This is a genomic window from Paenibacillus sp. JL3B1040, assembly GCF_057063165.1.
The window spans coordinates 4864554-4884132 of record NZ_CM169317.1 but is presented as its reverse complement, the minus strand read 5'-3'; the positions used below and the strand labels follow the sequence as shown (position 1 = coordinate 4884132).

General features: G+C 55.3%; 20 protein-coding genes and 1 riboswitch. Of the genes, 15 read left to right on the top strand and 5 right to left on the bottom strand.

Translation table 11 applies throughout. The annotated features are described in order from the left end of the window. Positions 1-4: 4 nt before the first annotated feature. Entirely contained in the window at positions 5-1477 is a 1473-nt protein-coding gene (locus ACZF99_RS22460; RefSeq protein ID WP_483607168.1) for an amino acid permease, read from the bottom strand. Between the two features lie 138 nt (positions 1478-1615). After that, positions 1616-1815, bottom strand: a riboswitch (Lysine riboswitch). A gap of 113 nt (positions 1816-1928) precedes the next feature. After that, entirely contained in the window at positions 1929-3074 is a 1146-nt protein-coding gene (locus ACZF99_RS22455) for a virulence factor (RefSeq protein WP_483607167.1), read from the bottom strand. A 293-nt stretch (positions 3075-3367) separates the two neighbouring features. Here ACZF99_RS22455 and ACZF99_RS22450 point away from each other — a divergent pair, with 293 nt between their 5' ends. The 4 genes from ACZF99_RS22450 (at position 3368) to ACZF99_RS22435 (ending at position 6961) form a co-directional block, all read left to right on the top strand. Beyond that, positions 3368-4717, top strand: a complete 1350-nt coding sequence (locus tag ACZF99_RS22450; protein WP_483607166.1) for a cytochrome ubiquinol oxidase subunit I — start codon at positions 3368-3370, stop codon at positions 4715-4717. Further along, a complete protein-coding gene (locus ACZF99_RS22445) occupies positions 4714-5745 on the top strand; it encodes a cytochrome d ubiquinol oxidase subunit II (RefSeq protein WP_483607165.1) in 1032 nt (343 codons plus the stop codon). The genes ACZF99_RS22450 and ACZF99_RS22445 overlap by 4 nt, the downstream gene beginning before the upstream one ends. A gap of 5 nt (positions 5746-5750) precedes the next feature. Beyond that, entirely contained in the window at positions 5751-5852 is a 102-nt protein-coding gene (cydS, locus tag ACZF99_RS22440) for a cytochrome bd oxidase small subunit CydS family protein (protein ID WP_483612904.1), read from the top strand. A gap of 83 nt (positions 5853-5935) precedes the next feature. Continuing rightward, positions 5936-6961: an MBL fold metallo-hydrolase gene (locus tag ACZF99_RS22435; protein ID WP_483607164.1), complete on the top strand. Its 1026-nt coding sequence runs from the start codon at positions 5936-5938 to the stop codon at positions 6959-6961. A gap of 200 nt (positions 6962-7161) precedes the next feature. On the opposite strand, the gene ACZF99_RS22430 is transcribed toward ACZF99_RS22435, so the two are convergent. After that, positions 7162-8070, bottom strand: a complete 909-nt coding sequence (locus tag ACZF99_RS22430; protein WP_483607163.1) for an IS1595 family transposase — start codon at positions 8068-8070, stop codon at positions 7162-7164. A gap of 313 nt (positions 8071-8383) precedes the next feature. On the opposite strand from ACZF99_RS22430, the gene ACZF99_RS22425 reads away from it, so the two are divergent. Then, the gene (locus ACZF99_RS22425; RefSeq protein ID WP_483607162.1) at positions 8384-10009 is read left to right on the top strand and encodes an ABC-F family ATP-binding cassette domain-containing protein; all 1626 of its coding nucleotides are present in this window, start codon (positions 8384-8386) and stop codon (positions 10007-10009) included. Between the two features lie 89 nt (positions 10010-10098). Here ACZF99_RS22425 and ACZF99_RS22420 read toward each other — a convergent pair whose 3' ends face one another. After that, positions 10099-10287 (bottom strand): hypothetical protein, encoded by a 189-nt coding sequence (locus ACZF99_RS22420; protein WP_483607161.1) that lies wholly within the window; start codon positions 10285-10287, stop codon positions 10099-10101. 228 nt (positions 10288-10515) lie between these two features. Here ACZF99_RS22420 and ACZF99_RS22415 point away from each other — a divergent pair, with 228 nt between their 5' ends. From ACZF99_RS22415 to ACZF99_RS22375, 9 genes are all read left to right on the top strand, one after another. Further along, a complete protein-coding gene (locus ACZF99_RS22415) occupies positions 10516-11385 on the top strand; it encodes a cation diffusion facilitator family transporter (protein WP_483607160.1) in 870 nt (289 codons plus the stop codon). A gap of 453 nt (positions 11386-11838) precedes the next feature. Then, positions 11839-12894, top strand: coding sequence for a C40 family peptidase (locus ACZF99_RS22410; RefSeq protein WP_483607159.1), 1056 nt, complete (start codon positions 11839-11841; stop codon positions 12892-12894). A 97-nt stretch (positions 12895-12991) separates the two neighbouring features. After that, positions 12992-13492, top strand: a complete 501-nt coding sequence (locus tag ACZF99_RS22405; protein ID WP_483607158.1) for a DUF948 domain-containing protein — start codon at positions 12992-12994, stop codon at positions 13490-13492. A gap of 237 nt (positions 13493-13729) precedes the next feature. Then, positions 13730-14884: a PP2C family protein-serine/threonine phosphatase gene (locus tag ACZF99_RS22400; RefSeq protein WP_483607157.1), complete on the top strand. Its 1155-nt coding sequence runs from the start codon at positions 13730-13732 to the stop codon at positions 14882-14884. Beyond that, on the top strand, positions 14857-15780 hold the full coding sequence (locus tag ACZF99_RS22395) for a sensor histidine kinase (RefSeq protein WP_483607156.1): 924 nt from the start codon (positions 14857-14859) through the stop codon (positions 15778-15780). Before ACZF99_RS22400 ends, ACZF99_RS22395 begins: the two co-directional genes overlap by 28 nt. A gap of 80 nt (positions 15781-15860) precedes the next feature. Further along, a complete protein-coding gene (locus ACZF99_RS22390; RefSeq protein ID WP_483607155.1) occupies positions 15861-16199 on the top strand; it encodes an STAS domain-containing protein in 339 nt (112 codons plus the stop codon). A 17-nt stretch (positions 16200-16216) separates the two neighbouring features. Next, complete coding sequence (gene rsbW / locus ACZF99_RS22385; RefSeq protein WP_483607154.1) at positions 16217-16666, top strand: anti-sigma B factor RsbW; 450 nt, start codon at positions 16217-16219, stop codon at positions 16664-16666. Next, positions 16663-17439 carry a sigma-70 family RNA polymerase sigma factor gene (locus tag ACZF99_RS22380; RefSeq protein WP_483607153.1) on the top strand — a complete coding sequence of 259 codons (777 nt, stop codon included), beginning with the start codon at positions 16663-16665 and terminating at the stop codon, positions 17437-17439. Before rsbW ends, ACZF99_RS22380 begins: the two co-directional genes overlap by 4 nt. A gap of 127 nt (positions 17440-17566) precedes the next feature. After that, entirely contained in the window at positions 17567-18577 is a 1011-nt protein-coding gene (locus ACZF99_RS22375; protein ID WP_483607152.1) for an asparaginase, read from the top strand. Between the two features lie 24 nt (positions 18578-18601). Here ACZF99_RS22375 and ACZF99_RS22370 read toward each other — a convergent pair whose 3' ends face one another. After that, entirely contained in the window at positions 18602-18829 is a 228-nt protein-coding gene (locus ACZF99_RS22370; protein ID WP_483607151.1) for a DUF1128 domain-containing protein, read from the bottom strand. A gap of 137 nt (positions 18830-18966) precedes the next feature. On the opposite strand from ACZF99_RS22370, the gene yyaC reads away from it, so the two are divergent. Next, complete coding sequence (yyaC, locus tag ACZF99_RS22365) at positions 18967-19503, top strand: spore protease YyaC (RefSeq protein ID WP_483607150.1); 537 nt, start codon at positions 18967-18969, stop codon at positions 19501-19503. Positions 19504-19579: the final 76 nt, after the last annotated feature.

Genomic DNA, 19579 nt, shown 5'->3' with positions numbered 1-19579 from the left:
GAGATTATTTCTTGCCGTTCGCCGGATGAACCTCAAAATCGCATTCCAGAAGCGGGATGACCTTGGTTTTCTTGATCCATTTATAGCCAAGCCAGACGATGAGGAACAGCGGGATACTGATGTAGGATACGGCGACGCCGTACCAGTCGATGGTCTCGCCGGTAAAGGCGGCCACGTTCTGCCCCAGGATGACGACAAAGCAAAGCGCAAAGGCGAAGAGCGGACCAAACGGAAACCAGCGGACTTTGTAAGGCAGATCGTTCAAGTCACGGCCTTGAGCCACATAAGCGCGGCGGAAACGGTAATGGCTGATAGCGATGCCGAGCCAAGTAATAAAGCCGCACATGCCGGAGGCGTTCAGCAGCCAGTTGTAGACGACTCCGTCGCCGAACAACGAGGCGAAGAAGGCGACCATGCCGACGAGCGTCGTCATCAAGAGCGCATTCATCGGAATGCCGCGGGAGTTCAGTCTTGCCAGGAACTTCGGGGCTTTCCCGCGCAGGGCCAGGGAATACAACACCCGCGAGGAAGCGTACATCCCGGAGTTGCCGGCCGACAGCACGGACGACAGGATGACGGCGTTCATGACCGAAGCGGCGAAGGCCAGACCGGCTTTTTCGAACACGAGCGTAAACGGGCTGACGCCGATGTGTTCGATCCCGCCTTGCAGCAGGTTCGGATTAGTGTAGGGAATCAGCAGGCCGATCACGAGAATCGCCAAAATGTAAAAGACAAGGATGCGCCAGAACACTTGCCGAATGGCGCGAGGCACATGTTCCCTCGGGTTATGGCTTTCCCCGGCTGCCACGCCGACCATTTCCGTTCCCTGGAACGAGAAGCCGGCGGCCATAAATACGCCGAGGATCGTGAAGAATCCGCCGTGGAACGGCGCATCGCCTACCGTAAAGTTGGAGAAGCCGACCGCTTCGCCGCCCATGATTCCGAAGATCATAAGCACCCCCACGATCAGGAACACGATAACGACAGCGATTTTGATCATGGCAAACCAGTATTCCGATTCTCCGTAGCCTTTCACCGACAGGATGTTCAGCAGGACGATCAAGGCCAGGAACAACACGCTCCAGAGCAGCGACGAGCTGTCGGGGAACCAGTACTTGATAATCAGCGTTGCTGCGGACAGTTCGGCCGCGATGGTAATCGCCCAGTTATACCAGAAGTTCCAGCCCATGGCGAAACCCAGGGATGGATCGACGAAGCGGGAAGCGTACGTTTCGAACGAGCCGGAATCCGGCATATAGGTCGCGAGCTCGCCCAAGCTGGTCATCAGGAAATAGACCATGATGCCGACGGCGGCATAAGCGAGCAGTGCTCCGCCGGGGCCGGCCGCCGCAATCGCGCCGCCGCTCGCCAGGAACAAGCCGGTCCCGATCGAGCCGCCCAGGGCGATCATTGTCATGTGGCGGGCTTTGAGCCCCGGTTTCAGCCGATCGTCCGCCGTGTGATTTGGTTTACTCATGGGTGAAAACACTCCTTCTGATCCCGTAGTTTTCCCCGGAACCTGCCGCCGATGCGCCAGGCAGGCCGCAAACTCCACAGAAAAAAGGCCGCGGAAAGGACTCCGCGGCCATATTTATACCGTTTATCCGCACCATTCCATGAAGATAGCTCAACACGACATCCCCCGGGTGACGGGAATATCGTGACAGTTCTGTCCCTTTCGGTAACAGACCCAGCCCGGATGCCGACAGAAGCGGGCACCAAAGCTTCGGCGACGATGCCTTTCCACCGGCATCGCGGGCGGCTTCCAACGCCTCCTCCGGTGTACTCTTCACAATCGCGACCTCTACCCCACCAAACGATGAGGTTTTATATGAAATTTTACATTTTCAAAGTATAGCGCATGAGGGAAAGCCAAGCAATGTCAAATTAATGACAAGTGGTTAGATCCAATCCGGCAAGCCAGCCGGTTATTTGTTACTCCCGCGGTCCCGGCCCGCCATTTGCTGCCAGACGGTTCCGGCGGCTTGCTCGCCGGATTCGATCCGCTCCACGGCCATGCGCGCCTGCAGACCCACCTCAAACTCGGGGTCGTCCACCGCGGCGCGCAGCGCCTCCAAGGCATCGTCAGTGCCGACCTCGTACAGGAAGCGGGCCGCGCGCCAGCGGACCAGCTTGCTGCTGTCCGACAGCGCCGCGATCATCGGCCCCGTGGCTGCGGGATCGCCGATGTCGGACAGCGTGTCGCCGGCGGTGCGGCGCACGGCGGCGGAGGCATCGCGCAGCGCCACGTACAGCAGCTCCATTGCCTCCGGCGTCCGCAGGTCGCCGAGGTAGACGACGGCGAGTCGGCGGAGCTGCATTTGCGGGTCGCGCAGCGCCTCCGCCAGCAGCGGCAGCGCCTCCGCGTCCGGCTGCTGCAGCGCCTCCAGCGCGGCGTAGCGCACGCGCCAATCCGCGTCTTCCATCCGCTCGCGAATTTCGTCCAGGCCGAGCTCACGCCGCTGCTCGACGAATTCCGTCTCGCTGCGGCCGTGGGCGATGGCCTGCGCGACGATCCCTTTCAGCCGCTCCGGCGGGTACGCCGCCTCCAGCTCCTGCTCGATCTCGCGGGCGATCTCGGGCAGCTCGCCGTAGCGAACGCCGTAATCGGTGAGCTTGCGCTCCTTGATCAGCGTGGCGCTCGCCACCTCCGTTACGGCGTTCACGAACCGCTCGGACAGCGAAATCCGCTCCTCGCGGTTCCCCGCCTTCACCCGGATTTGCATCGGGATGCCGCGGAAAAACTGGACGAATACCTGCGCTTCCCCGTACCCCGCTGCTTCCCCGCTTTCCGGGTTCCAGGCCGATTCGACCCCTTCTTGCCCGAACTGCTTCTGCACTTCGGTCAGAATGGCCGCCCAATCGGCGTTCCCCTTACGGTCCAAGGCTACGAAATCGGCGGTATGGAACACGCTTTTTACCCCGGGAATTTGCAGCAGCCCGCGGATCCAGGCCGGGGCGGAGCGTTCGTTGTCCAGCGTATATGTTTTCCGGATCCCCGGCTCCAGGCTTTCATCCAAATGCAGTTTCATGGAATTCGGGCTGGGGGTCGGCTCGATAAAGACGATCTTCATAACTATCACGACTCCTTCCATAAGGTGGCGAAATCAATCGGCGATTCCGGCAATACTTAAATTTTTTATTATCTTCTATTTATTGTACCTCAATGCGCCGTTTAGCCCAAGCGCCAGAAGGAATAAAAAGGAACAACCGCGACACACTAAATGGACAAGGAGGCCATAGCATGTTTCAGAAACAAGAGCGAACCCTGGCGATCGTATGTCTCGTAGTGGCCGTGATCATGCTGTATGCCTTCATCAAAAGCGTTAACCGTTTCCTCCAATACTTCTCCTGAAGGAGCTTCGTCATGGCAAATCTCGATCCGGTCACGTTAAGCCGGATGCTTACCGGGCTGACTTTGTTCGTACATATCGTATTTGCGTCGATCGGCGTCGGCGTGCCGCTGATGATCGCGCTCGCGGAATGGCGGGGCATTCGCGCCGCCGATCCGCACTATACCCTGCTGGCCCGCCGCTGGGCTCGCGGCTTCGTCATTTCCGTGGCGATCGGGGTCGTGACCGGCACGTCGATCGGATTGCAACTGAGTTTGCTATGGCCGACTTTTATGCGGGTGGCCGGGCAGGCGATTGCGCTGCCGCTGTTTATGGAGACCTTCGCTTTTTTCGTGGAGGCGATCTTTCTGGGCATTTACCTTTATACCTGGGACCGGTTCACCAACAAGCTGCTTCACCTGCTGCTGCTGATTCCGGTGGCCATCGGCTCCTCCGCGTCGGCGTTTTTCATCACGACGCTGAACGCCTTCATGAACACGCCGCAGGGGTTTACCCTCAAGAACGGCGTCATCGCCGATTTCCAGCCGCTCGTGGCCATGTTTAATCCGGCGACGCCGACCAAGGTGGCCCATGTGCTGGTTTCTTCGTATACGGTCAGCGCCGGTCTCCTGGCCGGAATCGCCGCTTTCAGCCTGCTGCGCGGCCGGGATCATGTTTATTTCAAAAAGGCGCTGAAGCTGACGGTCGTGGCCTCCTTCGTGTTTGCTTTGGCCACGGCGGTGATTGGCGACTTCTCCGGGAAGTTTCTGGCCAAATATCAGCCGGAGAAGCTGGCCGCCGCCGAATGGCATTTCGAAACGATGGAGCGGGCTCCGCTGATCTTCGGCGGCGTGTTGGATGAGGCGGGGAACGTTAGATACGCGCTGGAAATCCCCTATGCGCTCAGCATCCTGGCCGGGAACTCGCCCAATACCCGGGTGATCGGGCTGGAGGAATTCCCGGAGGACGTGCGCCCGCCTTTGCTGATCCATTATATGTTCGATCTTAAGGTTACGATCGGGGCGCTGCTCGTCCTGATTCCGTTCCTGTATCTGATTCGGCGTTATTTGCCCGGCGGCAAAAAGGGGGTCCCGGTATGGCTTCTGATCGGCATCCTGGCACTGGGTCCGCTGGCGATGACGGCGATCGAACTGGGCTGGATGTTTGCCGAGTTCGGCCGCCAGCCGTGGATCATCCGCGGCTATATGAAGGTGGGCGAAGCCGCCACCACTTCGGAAAGCGTCGGCCCGATGCTGCTGCTATTTGCCGTGTTGTATTTGGTGCTATGCCTATCCTGCGTCCTTGTATTGTCCCGCATGTTCCGAAACAAGGACGTGCTGACGGAGCTGCGGCAAGCCGGGCTTGAGGGAGGCGGCGGACAATGAGCTACGAACTGGTCGGCATCACCGTGCTGTGGACGTTCCTGTTCGGCTATTTGATCGTGGCTTCGGTTGATTTCGGGGCCGGGTTTTTCAGCTTTTACAGTGTGATTACGGGGCATGAGAACAAAGTTCACGACATCATTCAGCGTTACCTATCCCCGGTATGGGAAGTGACCAACGTATTTCTGATCTTTTTTGTCGTCGGATTGGTCGGTTTCTTCCCGGATTCCGCTTATTATTACGGCACTGCGTTGCTGGTTCCCGGCAGTCTGGTCACCGTGCTGCTCGCTTTGCGGGGGGCCTATTACGCGTACAACACCTACGGCAGCAGCAAGGCAAACAACAAAACGTACATGGGGATCTACGGGGCAACGGGGCTGTTGATTCCAGCCGCACTTTCGACGATCCTGGCGATTTCGGAGGGGGGGATCATCGGCGAAGCCGACGGCAAGGTGATCTTGGATTGGGGAGCTTTTTTCGGCAATCCGTATACCTGGTCGGTCATCCTGCTGGCGCTCGTGTCCGTACTGTACATTTCGGCGATGTTTCTTACGTTTTATGCCGATAAAGCGGGGGACCGCCGAGCCTTCGAAGTGCTGCGCGGCTACGCGCTGCTATGGAGCGGCCCGACGATTCTCGCCTGTGTGCTTGCCTTTTTTCAGATCAACCGGCAAAATCCGGAGCATTTCGCTCATATGCTGGAGGTAGCGTGGATGTTTATCGCCTCGTTGGCTTGCTTTCTGGGGGCTGTTGTCCTGGTATGGAAAAAACGTCGTCTGGGCTGGTCGTTCGTGCTGGTTATGTTTCAGTTCGCTTTTGCCTGGTACGGATATGGCCGCAGTCACCTGCCTTACATTCTCTACAAACAGGTCAGCATCCATGAAAGCTTCACGAACGAGACGATGGCCGTTGCCTTGATCACCGCTTTTGTCGCCGGGCTCTGCATCCTCATTCCTTCTTTGTTTTTGCTGATGCGTTTGTTCTTGTTCGATGCGAAATACGTACGGGGCAGTTCGCCGGGGAAAGGGTGATGGTGATGGAATGGTTCATGATGATGGTGGCGCCGGAGCTGGTCGTCGTCGGGGCGGTATTATTCCTGTTTATCTATGCCTGGAAATATCGAGACCCGGCCGATTGATCCAAAAGGGTTGGTTTTGCCGCCGAAATTGCTCTAGAATAGGAGAAAAGGAAAAAGAAACGCGGAGAGGAGCAACTGGAGCGATGCCCAGAAGAACGCGCTACAACAACATCGATAACGTCAGCACAGACAAAACGTTGAAGCAGTTCAGACAATGGCGGGAAGAGCGCCGCAGAAAAAAGAAGGACTATTCCTACGTCATCCCCAATAAACCGCCGCAGCTTGATTATTTGCATCAAAACCGCGTGGAGACCACGATGACCTGGATCGGCCACTCCACGTTTCTCATTCAGTACCAGGGGCTGAATTTCGTAACGGATCCGGTCTGGGCGATGCGCATGGGATTCCAGCGCCGGATATGCGAACCGGGCGTTCCGATCGACAAGTTGCCGCCGATCGACGTGATTCTGATCTCCCATTCCCATTACGATCATATGCACGTGGCTTCGATCCGCCGCTTATACGGCAGCGGCACGACGATTTTGGTTCCCGTCGGCCTCGGTCGGAAGATGCGGCGCAAGGGATTCCGCCGCGTTCAAGAGATGAGCTGGTGGGAACGGGTGCGGATCGGGGAGGTCGACATCTCGTTCGTGCCCACCCAGCATTGGACGCGCCGGACGCCGTTCGATACGAATACGTCCCATTGGGGCGGGTACGTATTGGAACCGGCGCAGACCCAGGCGGACGGGAGGCCTCCGGTCATCTATTTTGCCGGGGACAGCGGCTATTTCCGCGGCTTCGCCGAAATCGGGAGCCGCTACGAGATCGATGCGGCGCTGCTGCCGATCGGCGCGTACGAGCCGGAATGGTTCATGACCAGCCAGCATACAACGCCGGAAGAAGCGTTGCAGGCGTTCGTGGACGTGAAGGCCAAGCTGATGATTCCGATGCATTACGGCACGTTCCGGCTGGCCGACGATACGGCGCGGGAGGCGCTTGACCGCCTGGAGGCGGACCGGAAGCGGCGCGGGATCTCCGAAGACAAGATTCGGCTGCTGCATCACGGGGAAACGCTGCGATTGCCAGATCTGTTGTCACCTCAACTTCCGGCTTCGGTACCGACGGAAGCTGCGGAGCGAATTCCTCAGTTGAGCGGAAGAATCGAATAGGGTCGTTACTTGTTGCCGGCCCCTTTGGCACGATTATCCCGTTTAATCAGGAGGTTACGATAGCTCGCTTACCCCTCCATTTGATCAGGTTCGGTTGATATGCAGTCAAGCAGCGTGATAAAGCGTGATAAGAGGAAGATTAGGTTGGTGCGATCAACCTGCAGCCACCATAGACAAACTCGTCAAGCGCAAGCGCAAGATCAAGCTGCAAATGCGATAGGCGGCTTGGGGCGGTGCGCAATTAACTTGCGGTAAGAGATGGCCGGGATTGACACACACATGCGCAGCAGCTTCTGATGCATTATTATTCCCGGCGCTCCGGGCAAACGCAAACCGCGGCGTACGGTGTACTCGTTTAGATATGCCTGCAGATACTTCGGTCCTAAAGCAACATATGTACTCTTTAGCGATTTCCAAGCCTCTCTTACTACGTTCCGTAAGGGCACATACAGCCGATAGGCCAGGGGATACGACTGTACGACCGATGTATGGACATCTACATGTCGATTGATAAACGCGGCAAGTTCGTGTCTGGTGGCTCTGAGTCCCTCGCCCCGCTTTTGTGGTAACAGTTGGATTTTTACTTGTTCCGGCTCACCTGACTCCGTCACCGTACAGCCGGCAACGACCGCCGTGGCATATGGATGAGGGAAATGGTAATATCGGGCCGGATTCTTCCCGTACTGGTCGCTGTTCACCTTCACGTCTCCACTCAAGAGCTCCCGGGCATCGAATTCTCCAAGCGTATAGCGAATTTTGTGCAGCATCAACCAAGCGGTCTTGTAGGTGACTCGAATTACCTGGCTTAGCCGCACCGCCGAGATCCCATCGGGGAGCAGGAACAACTCCAATGCCTGGAACCATTTCATTAGCGGAAGATGCGTTCCTTCAAAAATCGTGCCGACCAAAGGTGACGCTTGATATGCGCATCTCCCGCACTCGAACAAGGGGATTCGGCGAGAACTCAGGCGTGTACCTCGGGTGAAATGGCAGCGCGGGCAGACGAAGCCACTTCGCCACTTCATTGCGATTAATGCCTCCATGCAGGCTTCCTCGCTGTCATATCGGGTGCCGATAGGATGAAGATCCTTTCCTGAAATATCGTCCATGTCTGCTCGCCTCCCAACTCCGGAAAAAGAACATTCGTTCGTGTTTTCTTTATTATATCGAACAAACGTTCTCCGGTCAAGTGAATGGACACCAGGCAATCCATTTTTTTGTAATTTCAAACCGGCTGAATGAAAGGGATAATCGTGCTAAAGGAGCATGAAGAGCAAGACAGACACAGGAAGGCCCCCCAGAAGTCGACTTTCTGCGCTTTGGGTTCAATTTCTTTGGCGATCTATGATATAATACGCCAGTAGTATCGACTATTTTGGGATAGTCCGCACTCACTATGATAAAAGGATGGTAATGCCTAACATGATCAGCACTAACGGTGTAACGCTCCGGTACGGAAAACGGGCACTTTTCGAAGACGTAAATATAAAATTCACCCCCGGTAACTGCTATGGTTTGATCGGGGCGAACGGGGCGGGCAAATCGACGTTCCTGAAAATTCTCTCCGGCGAGATCGAGCCGAACCAAGGCGAAGTGTTTATGACGCCGGGCGAGCGAATGGCTGTCTTGAAACAGAACCATTACGAATACGACGAGTATCCGGTGCTGGAAACGGTCATTATGGGCCACGGCCGGCTCTATTCGATCATGAAAGAGAAGGACGCGTTATACGCCAAAGCCGATTTCTCCGAAGAGGACGGCATGCGCGCCGGCGAGCTCGAGGGCGAATTCGCAGAGTTGAACGGTTGGGATGCCGAACCGGACGCGGCGGCGCTCCTAATTGGCCTTGGGATTCCGCGCGAGCTGCACGACAAGAAGATGGCCGAGCTCAGCGGCAACGAGAAGGTCCGCGTCCTGCTGGCTCAAGCCTTGTTTGGACGTCCTAACAATCTGCTGCTGGACGAACCGACCAACCATTTGGACCTCGAATCGATCCAGTGGCTCGAGAACTTCCTGATGGATTACGAAGGAACCGTCATCGTCGTATCCCATGACCGGCACTTCCTGAACAAGGTATGTACGCATATCGCGGACATCGATTTCGGCAAAATCCAGATGTACGTCGGCAACTACGACTTCTGGTACGAATCGAGCCAGCTCGCGCTGCAGATGCAGCGGGACGCCAACAAGAAAAAGGAAGAGAAAATCAAGGAGCTGCAGGCGTTTATTCAGCGTTTCTCCGCCAACGCTTCGAAATCGAAGCAAGCGACCTCCCGGAAGAAGCAATTGGATAAAATCACGCTGGAGGACATCCGTCCGTCCAACCGGAAATATCCGTTCCTGCATTTCAAGGCGGAGCGTGAAGCCGGCAAGCAACTGCTGACGGTTGACGGGCTGACCAAAACCGTTGAAGGCGAAAAGGTGCTGGATAACGTCAGCTTCGTCGTGAACAAAGGCGACAAAATCGCGTTCGTCGGACCGAACAGCCTGCCGAAAACGACGCTGTTCCAGGTCGTGACGGGCGAACTGGAAGCCGACGGCGGCGAATACAGTTGGGGGGTTACGACCTCGCAGGCGTATTTTCCGAAAGATAACTCCCGCTATTTCGACGGTGTGGATCTGAACTTGGTCGAATGGTTGCGCCAATATTCGAACGACCAGGACGAAACGTTCCTGCGCGGCTTCCTTGGACGGATGCTGTTCTCGGGCGAAGAGGCGCTGAAGAAAGCGAGCGTGTTGTCCGGGGGCGAGAAGGTTCGCTGCATGCTGGCCAAAATGATGCTGAACGGCGCCAACGTGCTGCTGTTCGACGAGCCGACCAACCACTTGGACCTCGAATCGATTACGGCGCTCAACAACGGGCTGATCGACTTCGACGGAACGATCCTGTTCACGTCGCATGACCATCAGTTCATTCAAACGATCGCCAACCGGATTATCGAAATTACGCCAAACGGAATCATTGACCGCATCATGACGTACGACGAGTACCTGGAGAATGAAGAAATCCAAAACCTGCGGAAATCGATGTATCCGGAAGAAGATTAAGAGGTAATCCACATACGTTCATTGCGCATAAAGCCGCATGAGACGTCCATCGGACGCTTCATGCGGCTTGTTTGCGTTTCTGTGCGGGCTTACGAGCCGCCTGTGCGGCGGCGCTGGTTGTTCGGCTTCTTATTATTTTGGCTCTTCAGCGCTTTGGTTTGAAAGTTGTCCTTCAATCCCGGTTTGTTGCCGGTTTGCTGCTGCTGTTTTTTCTGCTGCAGCTTTTGGCGCATCGCTTCGGCCAAATCGATTTTGCGCGGTTCTTGATTTTCCGTCACGCTGATCATCTCCTTGACATTGGAAAGGGGCTGTCCCTATTTTAAACGTTTTTAAATGCGCGTACAACGGGAATAATGAGCGTGACTGCTTTTCCCGGAGGCAACACTGTTTCTCTGGACTTACACGGGTTTTATTTGCTACGATGATTAAACGCTTTTCATAAATCGTTTTTTTTGATTGCGAAGAAGTAGGTTATTGACTTCGGGGGAAGTCTGGAGGTGCGGGACTTGGATATTTATGACGATATACGCAAAGGGGAACGCGGGGCTTGGGTGAGCATTACCGCTTATTTGCTGCTGTCCGCTTTTAAATTGGTAAGCGGCTTTTATTTCGATTCCAACGCACTGCTGGCCGACGGCTTTAACAATCTCACGGACATCGTGGCTTCGGTGGCGGTGCTGATCGGTCTCAAAATCTCGCAAAAACCGCCGGATTCGGATCATGCCTATGGGCATTTTCGCGCGGAAACGATCGCCGCGCTGGTTGCCTCTTTTATTATGGCGATGGTCGGCGTCCAGGTCATCCTTGATGCGGTCCGTTCGTTGACTGCAGGCGTGCATAGCCGGCCCGACATTCTCTCGGCTGCGGTAGCTGCCGTTTGTGCGCTGGCGATGGGCGGGGTTTATGCCTACAACCGGAGGTTAGCCCAACAGATCAACAACCAGGCGCTGATGGCGGCGGCCAAGGATAACTTGTCGGACGCCATGGTAAGCGTAGGGGCGGCCATCGGGATCATTGGGGCACAATTCGGACTGCCGTGGCTGGACGTGGTAGCGGCGATTGCGGTGGGCGTGCTCATTTGCAAGACCGCCTGGGACATCTTTCGCCAAGCTACGCATAATCTTACCGACGGCTTTGATGAGAAGGAATTGGGTGACCTGCGCAGCACCATTGCCCGGACCCAAGGCGTTGAAGGAATCAAAGACTTGAAGGCTCGGGTTCACGGCAATCATGTCCTGGTCGACGTCGTCATCGAAGTGGACCCGCAACTGACGGTCATCGAAAGCCATAAAATCAGCGACCGGGTGGAGGAACGGATGAGGAGCAAGCAAAATGTGATGCATGTTCACGTCCATGTCGAGCCCAAAGAGGGATAAGGACGTTCACAAGCAAGACTCGCCATCAGGCATTCATTGCCCAAGCGGACAGGCCATCGGAAACATTTACCAGCCCACCCGCTTGGGCTACTTTTTGCCCGAAAACCGGGTGAATATCCCTAAGAAAATAGGTCGATTGGATAATCTGGAATTTTTATGAAATAGATTTGGGAATTCGAAGGATCAGGTACTTTGGTTACACAAATTGACCTTGAAGTTACGGGAAGACGTTTTGTCGGATGGTGTCCGTCCGGAATTAATAGGTCGCGTGCCTCTATTTCTGGCCGATAGACTCTAGGCCGAATGTCTTTGAATGCGCTTACCTACATTGTGATTTTCGACCGATTTAGACTAATTTCGACAAAAGCTATAATGGGGGCAAGATCTAAGAAAGGAGAATGTTGGAACGAAGGCTAATAACTAGATTTTACATTAGGAGGCAGGACATCATCTATGAAACGAAGCATAGCGATCACATTGTTGAGTGCCATTCTTCTCTCTACTTATACAACTCTTCCTCATCAAGCCGCAGCCGCAACCTCAACCGCGCAAACGATCACCAAAGGTCATATTGTTGGCGGGGTCAATTTTCGTGACCAACCTTCCCTTTCGGGCAAAGTGATCGGATTCCTTAAAAAGGGTTCCGAAGTTACCGTATTGGACCAAGGCAATAAATATTTCTATCAAGTAAAAACGGCAGACGGAGCGGTCGGTTACGTTAGCGCTAACGACAAATATATCCGTCTGGAAACAAGGGCTACCGCCCCGTCCCAGCCTAACTTGGGGCGGCCGGCAACGGTGGTTTACGGCGTCAATATGCGCGATGAACCTTCGCTCTCGGGCAAAGTCCTCACCATGCTGAGCAAAGGCACGCAACTGACGATTCTTGAACAAAGCAACGACTATTTCTATAAGGTGAAAACGTCCGCCGGAAAGATAGGTTACGTCAGCACAATGGAGAAATATTTGGAAATCGGCGGACCCTCCGAAACACCGGCGCCAACGCCAACGCCCGCCCCAACGCCGACTCCTGAGCCGACGCCCGTCCCCGCTCCGTCAAACGGGATCAGCCAGCAAATCGAACAGGTGATTGAGGCCGGCATGAAATACCTCGGGACCCCGTATGAGTACGGTTCGAGCCGCAGTAATACGGCGACATTCGACTGCTCCGATTTTGTGAGACAAGCCTTTAAGGATGCATTGGGCCTTACGCTTCCCGCGGATTCTCGCAAGCAAGGGGATTACATCAAGAATAACGGGACTGCGGTGTATAGCATCGACAGCTTGAAGCGGGGCGACCTGGTCTTCTTCATGAGCTACAAAGGCTCTTCGGCCAAATCCTATGAAGGGATCAACAAACAAAATCAGCGGATTACCCACGTGGCGATTTACCTCGGGAACGGCCAGCTTCTGCACACGTACTCGACGGAGTCCGGCGGGGTCAAAGTCGACCAGCTCGACGGCGCCTGGGTATACCGCTTCATGTTTGGCGGCAGCGTCTTGAAATAAACGAACCCTCGCCAAAGAAACGACTGTTCTTCCGCATCATTTCGTGTATAGTTAAGGAAAGAGCGAGATTAAGCGGACGGAAAGCGAGGAACGTTGCATGATATGGGAGATCAGCGTGGCGGTTGCCGCGGCGGCTTTTGTGGTGCTTGTCGTATATCTGGTCAAAACGCTGAAGGCGGCGGAGCGTTCGCTCCAAACCACGACGGAAACGCTGCGGGAGGTACAAAAAACGATTGACGAGCTGGGAACCGAGGTTCGGCACGTCGTGCGGCAAGCGAACGACTTAACCGGCGATATCCAGCACAAAATGAAGCAATTTGATCCGCTGATGGAATCGGTCAAGCATGCCGGCGAGGTGTTAAGTGAGGTCACGCTGGCAACCAAGCAAGTTTCGGCGGCCTTGGCGAGCCGAATCGCGAGCCGCCCTCGGATGGCGAAACGAAAGGTCCAGGCCGCCGACCCGGCGGCTTCGCCAGCTCCGGCTCGGCAGATTCACGCCGATGCGGCGCCCCCGGCGCCCGATGCGAACTCCAAACCCGCCGGTTGGATGAAATGGGTGGATGTTGCCGCCGATGTCTGGCAGAAATACCGGAGTTAAAGCGAGCTTTGCGCGGCGGCTCCGATTCGGCGTTTCAAACGCGGTTAGGCGGGGTAATCTACACTGTTACTCATGCCTAGCCCGCGTTATTATCGAAGTCAGAAGGAACGGGGGAGCTCCCCGTTCCTTTTTTGCACAACTAGGCGTGTTTTCGGATTGCGTTTTGAGCAGGACTGACGCAATTTTTGCCGAAATGAGGTATAAGTCATAGCTCAAGCTCATTTTAAGGAGATTAACATGAGAATCCTAATCGTTGACGACAATCCGACAAACACCATTATCATTCGTGAGATTTTGAAGAAGGAAAATTACCGGAACACAGTCACGGTCACTTCGGCCCGGGAAATGTTCGAGCGGCTTGGTGTAAAGGATCTCGGAGCGGTTGAGGAAAGCGGACCGTCCGACGTGGATTTGATTCTGCTCGATATGATGATGCCGGAGATGGATGGAATTCAGGCGTGCCGAATTTTACAGCGCTCCGAGCATTTGCGGGAAATTCCAATCATCGTGGTGACGGCGGTGGGGGATTCCAACAAGCTGGCGGAAGCGCTGGATGCCGGGGCCGTCGATTACGTTACGAAGCCGATCAACAAGGTCGAGCTGATGGCGCGGATTCGCTTGGCTCTGCGGCTGAAGTTGGAGAAGGATTGGCATCGTAACCGGGATCAGCGGATCCAGGAGGAATTGAAGCTGGCGTCGCTAATCCAAAATGCCGTCCTAAGCGCCCCGATCCGTGATCCTGAGGTCGAAATCGACGCCATTTACAAGCCTTCCTACGAGCTGGCCGGAGACCTGTATTCCTGGTATTCGCTCGGAGAGGGGAAATATGCGGTCATTTTGATCGATATGATGGGTCACGGTATTTCCTCGTCCTTATTCTGCATGTTCATCTCCTCTGTCCTGAGAGATACGGTTCATAAGTACGTAGAACCCAAGAAGGTGATTCAAGAGCTGAACCGCCGATTTATCGAGCTGCACATCGAAAGCAAACTGATTCAATATTATTTCACGGCCATCTATCTCGTGGTGGATACCCGGCGCAGACAAATTGAATACGTCAATGCGGGACACCCGCCGGCGCTGCTGTTTACGGGGAACGGACAGGTGGCGCGCCTGGACAGAGTGGGTCCGCCCGTAGGTTTATTCGACAGCATCGAAACCGCTCCCCAAACGCTTGATTACGAGCGGCCGGGCCATCTGGTGCTCTATACCGACGGATTGATCGATGCGCAGGAGGAGTCGGCGGAGGCGCGGCAGGAATGGCTGGAGAATCGCTTGAACACATGCGGTCATGACTTTGACCACGGCGCGATGAGCCGGTTGTTCTTTGAAGAAAGCGGACCGCGGAAAAGGGAAGACGATAAATGTCTGGTATGGATATCGCTCAAATGAAGGACATGGGCGGTAACGAACGGGCGGAAGGTGAGTTGGAACCGGAAGTGACCCGGTTGGAGAAAACAACGATGGCGTTGCAGCGAGCGGAACGGGCGTTGGAGCAGAAGACGCGCGAATTGGAGTGCGTGAATCTCGAGCTCGCAAAGGCCAAGGTGGCTGCCGCAGCGGGCAACCAGGCCAAGAAGGATTTTCTGGCCATGGTGGGTCATGAACTTCGTTCGCCGCTTAACGGCGTGTTCGTGATGAGCGAGCTGCTTATGGAAACGGAGTTGACCGAGGAGCAGAAGAGGTATGCGGGCTTGATCCATGCCAACGCGAATGCCTTATTGTCGATGTTTGCGGATATCCTCGATTTTACCCAACTGGATCAAGAGCGGCCGGAATTCGAGGAAACTCCGTTTGCGCTGCGAGAATCGATTTGGGACATCTTTGCCCTGTTCCGCCAAGAGACCGCGGGCAAGGGACTAGACCTGTACTATGTGATCGACGAGCGGATTCCGGACCTTCTCTATGGAGATATTCGGCGGCTGCGTAAAGTGTTGGTTCATTTGCTGGCCAATGCCGTCAAGTTCACCGAGAACGGCAGGATTTATATGATCGTCGACTCAAAGCCTGCCGAAAGCGGAAAAATCGGATTAAGTTTCTGTATCGGCGACACGGGGATCGGTATTCCCCCAAATCAGACGCTCCGGTTGTTTGAACCGTTCGCGCAATTCGACTCCTCCTTGACGAGGCAATACGGTGGCCTCGGTCTGGGACTGGCCATTTGCCGGAAGATGGTGGACAAGCTGGGCGGCGAGCTGCAAGCGAAGCGGCTGGGAGAGAAGGGAACGGCATTCACATTTGCGTTTACGCTTCGGAGCCGTCCCGCCGGCGACGGTCCATCGGCGTGATTCATTCGCGGACAAGCTGGGTTATGTTGTAGTAAGCAATCGAAGAAAATGAAGAAAACCTATTTTGGGGAGAGTTTTTCATGAATACGAGAAAAAGTTTGAAATTTTCCACCACGACCCATTCGGAAAACGGAATTTGCATCGTCTCGTTGCACGGCGAGCTGGATTTGTCCGTAGCCCCCGACTTCCGAAAGGTGATGGATCCGTTGGTAGGAAGAGATGACGCGGATTTGGTCTTGAATCTGAAAGAGTTGAAGTACATCGACAGCACCGGGATCGGTATTTTCCTGTCCATCTTGAAAGCAAGACAGGGAATGAATTCGAGGTTTTACGTGCGGGAAGTGCCGGACCATATCCGGAAACTGTTTGAAATGACCGGGATCGCCAAGTTTTTCGCGGAGCAGGAGAACTCCCAATAAGGAAAGGATCGAGTATCATGATAGAGGAAGTAGAGAGAATCGTCATCAGCCTTCCGGCTACAGCGGAATATGTAGATATTGTCAGATTGAACTTATACGGTGTAGCTTCGAAAATGGGATTTACGTACGAGGAAATCGAAGACATGAAGGTGGCGGTATCGGAAGCCTGCAACAATTCCGTGTTGTATGCTTACCGGCAGGACATCGGGAAAATGGAGATTACGTTCGAGGTGTTAGCGGATGCTTTGTCGATTACGGTCAGAGATGAAGGGGAGAGCTTTGAACCGTGGGGACAAACGGGAGGCGTCACCTTGCACGAAAAAGAGTTGAGCGAGGCTCCGATCGGGGGATTAGGCTTCTATCTGATGCAGGCGTTGATGGATGACGTCAGTGTGGAGACGCAAGCCGGAAAAGGAACGAAGGTGATGATGGTCCGCCGACTTCAGAAGAGCGAGGAGAAGGTATGACTGACCGAACGGCTCCCCACGAGTCATTTCACGAATCCACCCGCTTGATTCGGCTGTACCAGCAAACCAAGGACAATGAGATTGCCACGCGGTTAATCCGCAAATACGATTCGATGGTGAAGATGGCTGCCGCCAAAATATCCCGCAACCGGCCGGATTTGTACGAGGATTTGTACCAGGTGGGCGAAATGGCGCTGGTTCGTTTGCTTCAGCAGTACGACAGCGAGCTGGGCATCCCGTTCGAACCGTATGCGATGAAAAGCATGATCGGGCACATGAAGAACTATCTGCGGGATAAGTCCTGGTATATCCAGGTGCCTCGGAGAATCAAGGAGAAGGGCGCGTTGGTCCAGCAAGCGATCGACGAACTCACCGTCAAGTTGGAACGATCTCCTGACATCAAGGAAATCGCGCAGTATTTGGAGTTATCGGTCGAAGAGACCGTCGAGGTGTTGGCTGGCCGGGAATGTTATCATTACGTGTCTCTGGATTCCCCGTTGTCACCGGACGAAAGCGCCGCAACGCTGGGAGAGATGATCAGTACGGAGACCGACGACTACGATACGGTGGAGAACCGGATGGATTTGCAGCAAGCGCTGAGTCAATTGAAGGCTCAAGAGCAGCAGGTCCTGTTGATGGCTTATCAAGAAGGTCAATCCCAACGGGCAATCGCCCAGAAGCTGGGGATGTCCCAAATGAGCGTATCCCGCATCCAGAAACGGGCTACGGAGAAGCTGAAACAGATTATGGATCAACGAACACGACTTAATTAGCGTTGCCTGTGGTATAGGGGCAGCGCTTTTTTGCTAAATACGCCCTATTAAACATAGGGTTAGCCAGCGGGCTTTCGCTGTACTATACTGTGTAGGAATGGAACCGGATTAAGGAGAGAACGATGAGATGAACAACAACGAAGCGTTACTGGTGAATGAATATCGCGGAGGGCTGCTGGAATGCGCCCACTATGGCCATATCTGCGTCATCGATGAACGAGGCAAGATTGCGGGGCGGGCGGGGAATCCCCATGCGACCGTATTTACCCGCTCTTCGGCCAAACCGATCCAGGCGATTCCGGGCATCCGCGCAGGGATCGGGGAGGCTTACGGATTGTCTGACGAAGAGATCGCCATCATGACCGCTTCCCACCGGGCCGAGGCGATGCACGTCGGCACGCTGGAGAGTCTGATCGGCAAAACGGGGCTCGCCGAAGAGCGGCTGATATGCGCCCCGAGCCTTCCGCTTGACGAGGCGGCCAAGGAGCGGTTGCTTCGCCAGGGAGGAGCGTATCGCCGGATTTACCATAATTGCTCGGGCAAGCATCTGGGCGTCCTGGCCTACTGCAAATTGAAGGGATACCCGCTGGACAGCTATAATCACCCGGAGCATCCGGTTCAGCGTGAAATATTGGCGACGCTGGCTGGCTTGGCGGGGATCCCCGAGGCGCAGATCTCGCTCGGCACGGACGGCTGCGGCTTCCCGGTCTTTGCGCTGCCGTTGTCCGCTTTGGCCGCCGCATACTTGAAGTTGGCTTGCCCGGATTTGATCGGGGATTCGGCAACGGTTGAGGCGACCGCGGTCATTACCGGCGCGATGAACCGCCATCCCCTGCTCGTCGGCGGTACCGGGCGGATCGATTCGATCTTGCTGAGCGATTCGAACATCGTTGCCAAAGGCGGATTTAAAGGAGTATTTGCTATGGCATTGCGCCGCGAGCGTGTTGGCGTGACGTTCAAAATTCAGGATGGCTCCGAGGAGGAATGGGGACTCATCGCTTTGGCCGTGCTGGAGCAGCTCGGGTACGAAAACGGGGAAACGCTGCGGAAGCTGCGCGAAGCGTTCCCGTCTTCGATCGTAAACGATGAGGGCTGGCAAGTAGGTCAGACCGAAACGGCGTTTCGGCTGGAACGATAATCCAAGCTCAAACGGCCTCGGCTTTTAGGCTTTGCCGCGAAGCCTCCCCAGCTCTTGGGCGAGCGCTTCGACTTCGGAGATGCTAAGCCGCTCTTTGCTCATGACAATGTCATAAACGTCGCGGATATCGTCATATTGGTTAACGTGGAACGCGGACGCCGACATCGCGGCGCCTGAGGCCATTTTGAGCTTGCTTTTGATCGCCTCGATCATGAATTCGATATTTTCCTGGCTTTTCGTGGACAGATCCATTCCTTTATTCATCCTTCCGGGTTATGGGTTATTAGCTATTGTATCATGAGGAATGCGGGTTCATGAAGTTTTGCGATGAGCCGCTCGGATGCGTTACAATCAGGGTACGGAATACCGGGAGGGAGCGTGTCTGGGTCATGCAGGAACCGCAACAATGGCCGGCGGCGGGCTTGAACCGGAAAAAGCTGAGCGGCGGCGAGCTGGAGGCTTTTTTTGCGGGCATTCGCGCCCGGCATATCTGTGATGCCGTTACCTTTCTTTGCATCGGTACGGATCGGTCCACGGGGGACGCGCTGGGTCCGCTCGTCGGGACGAAATTGACCGAACGGGGCTTTGGTCAGGTGATCGGGACGCTTCGCGAGCCGTGCGACGCGACGAATTTGGAGCAGCGCATGGCCGACATTCCCGAAGGGCGCGTGATCATCGCCATCGATGCCTGCCTGGGGATGCCGGATTCGGTCGGGTATTACCTGGTTTCCGGCCAGCCGTTGCAGCCGGCCCAGTCCGTCGGGGCCAACCTGCCGGAGGTCGGTCATTACAGCATCGCGGCGGTCGTCAACGTCAAAGGCCCAAAGCCCTATTGGACGCTGCAGATGACCTCGCTTTATAAGGTCATGCAAATGGCCGACGAAATCGCCGGCGCCGCGGCCTCGGCGTTTCGGCCAACTTCGTGACGAAGTTCAAAAAGTCAGGCTTGGAGCACCGAGAAAATAGGATGAAGTTAACGACCTCTAAATAATGATGAAAGTG

Bases quoted from the DNA above. Each gene is read 5' to 3' on its own strand.
- yyaC (WP_483607150.1), top strand. From the start codon at position 18,967: ATGCAGGAACCGCAACAATGGCCGGCGGCGGGCTTGAACCGGAAAAAG.
- ACZF99_RS22375 (WP_483607152.1), top strand. From the start codon at position 17,567: ATGAACAACAACGAAGCGTTACTGGTGAATGAATATCGCGGAGGGCTG.
- cydS (WP_483612904.1), top strand. From the start codon at position 5,751: ATGGAATGGTTCATGATGATGGTGGCGCCGGAGCTGGTCGTCGTCGGG.
- ACZF99_RS22410 (WP_483607159.1), top strand. From the start codon at position 11,839: ATGAAACGAAGCATAGCGATCACATTGTTGAGTGCCATTCTTCTCTCT.
- ACZF99_RS22370 (WP_483607151.1), bottom strand. From the start codon at position 18,829: ATGGATCTGTCCACGAAAAGCCAGGAAAATATCGAATTCATGATCGAG.
- rsbW (WP_483607154.1), top strand. From the start codon at position 16,217: ATGATAGAGGAAGTAGAGAGAATCGTCATCAGCCTTCCGGCTACAGCG.
- ACZF99_RS22460 (WP_483607168.1), bottom strand. From the start codon at position 1,477: ATGAGTAAACCAAATCACACGGCGGACGATCGGCTGAAACCGGGGCTC.
- ACZF99_RS22450 (WP_483607166.1), top strand. From the start codon at position 3,368: ATGGCAAATCTCGATCCGGTCACGTTAAGCCGGATGCTTACCGGGCTG.
- ACZF99_RS22395 (WP_483607156.1), top strand. From the start codon at position 14,857: ATGTCTGGTATGGATATCGCTCAAATGAAGGACATGGGCGGTAACGAA.
- ACZF99_RS22390 (WP_483607155.1), top strand. From the start codon at position 15,861: ATGAATACGAGAAAAAGTTTGAAATTTTCCACCACGACCCATTCGGAA.
- ACZF99_RS22380 (WP_483607153.1), top strand. From the start codon at position 16,663: ATGACTGACCGAACGGCTCCCCACGAGTCATTTCACGAATCCACCCGC.
- ACZF99_RS22425 (WP_483607162.1), top strand. From the start codon at position 8,384: ATGATCAGCACTAACGGTGTAACGCTCCGGTACGGAAAACGGGCACTT.
- ACZF99_RS22430 (WP_483607163.1), bottom strand. From the start codon at position 8,070: ATGGACGATATTTCAGGAAAGGATCTTCATCCTATCGGCACCCGATAT.
- ACZF99_RS22435 (WP_483607164.1), top strand. From the start codon at position 5,936: ATGCCCAGAAGAACGCGCTACAACAACATCGATAACGTCAGCACAGAC.
- ACZF99_RS22455 (WP_483607167.1), bottom strand. From the start codon at position 3,074: ATGAAGATCGTCTTTATCGAGCCGACCCCCAGCCCGAATTCCATGAAA.
- ACZF99_RS22400 (WP_483607157.1), top strand. From the start codon at position 13,730: ATGAGAATCCTAATCGTTGACGACAATCCGACAAACACCATTATCATT.
- ACZF99_RS22445 (WP_483607165.1), top strand. From the start codon at position 4,714: ATGAGCTACGAACTGGTCGGCATCACCGTGCTGTGGACGTTCCTGTTC.
- ACZF99_RS22405 (WP_483607158.1), top strand. From the start codon at position 12,992: ATGATATGGGAGATCAGCGTGGCGGTTGCCGCGGCGGCTTTTGTGGTG.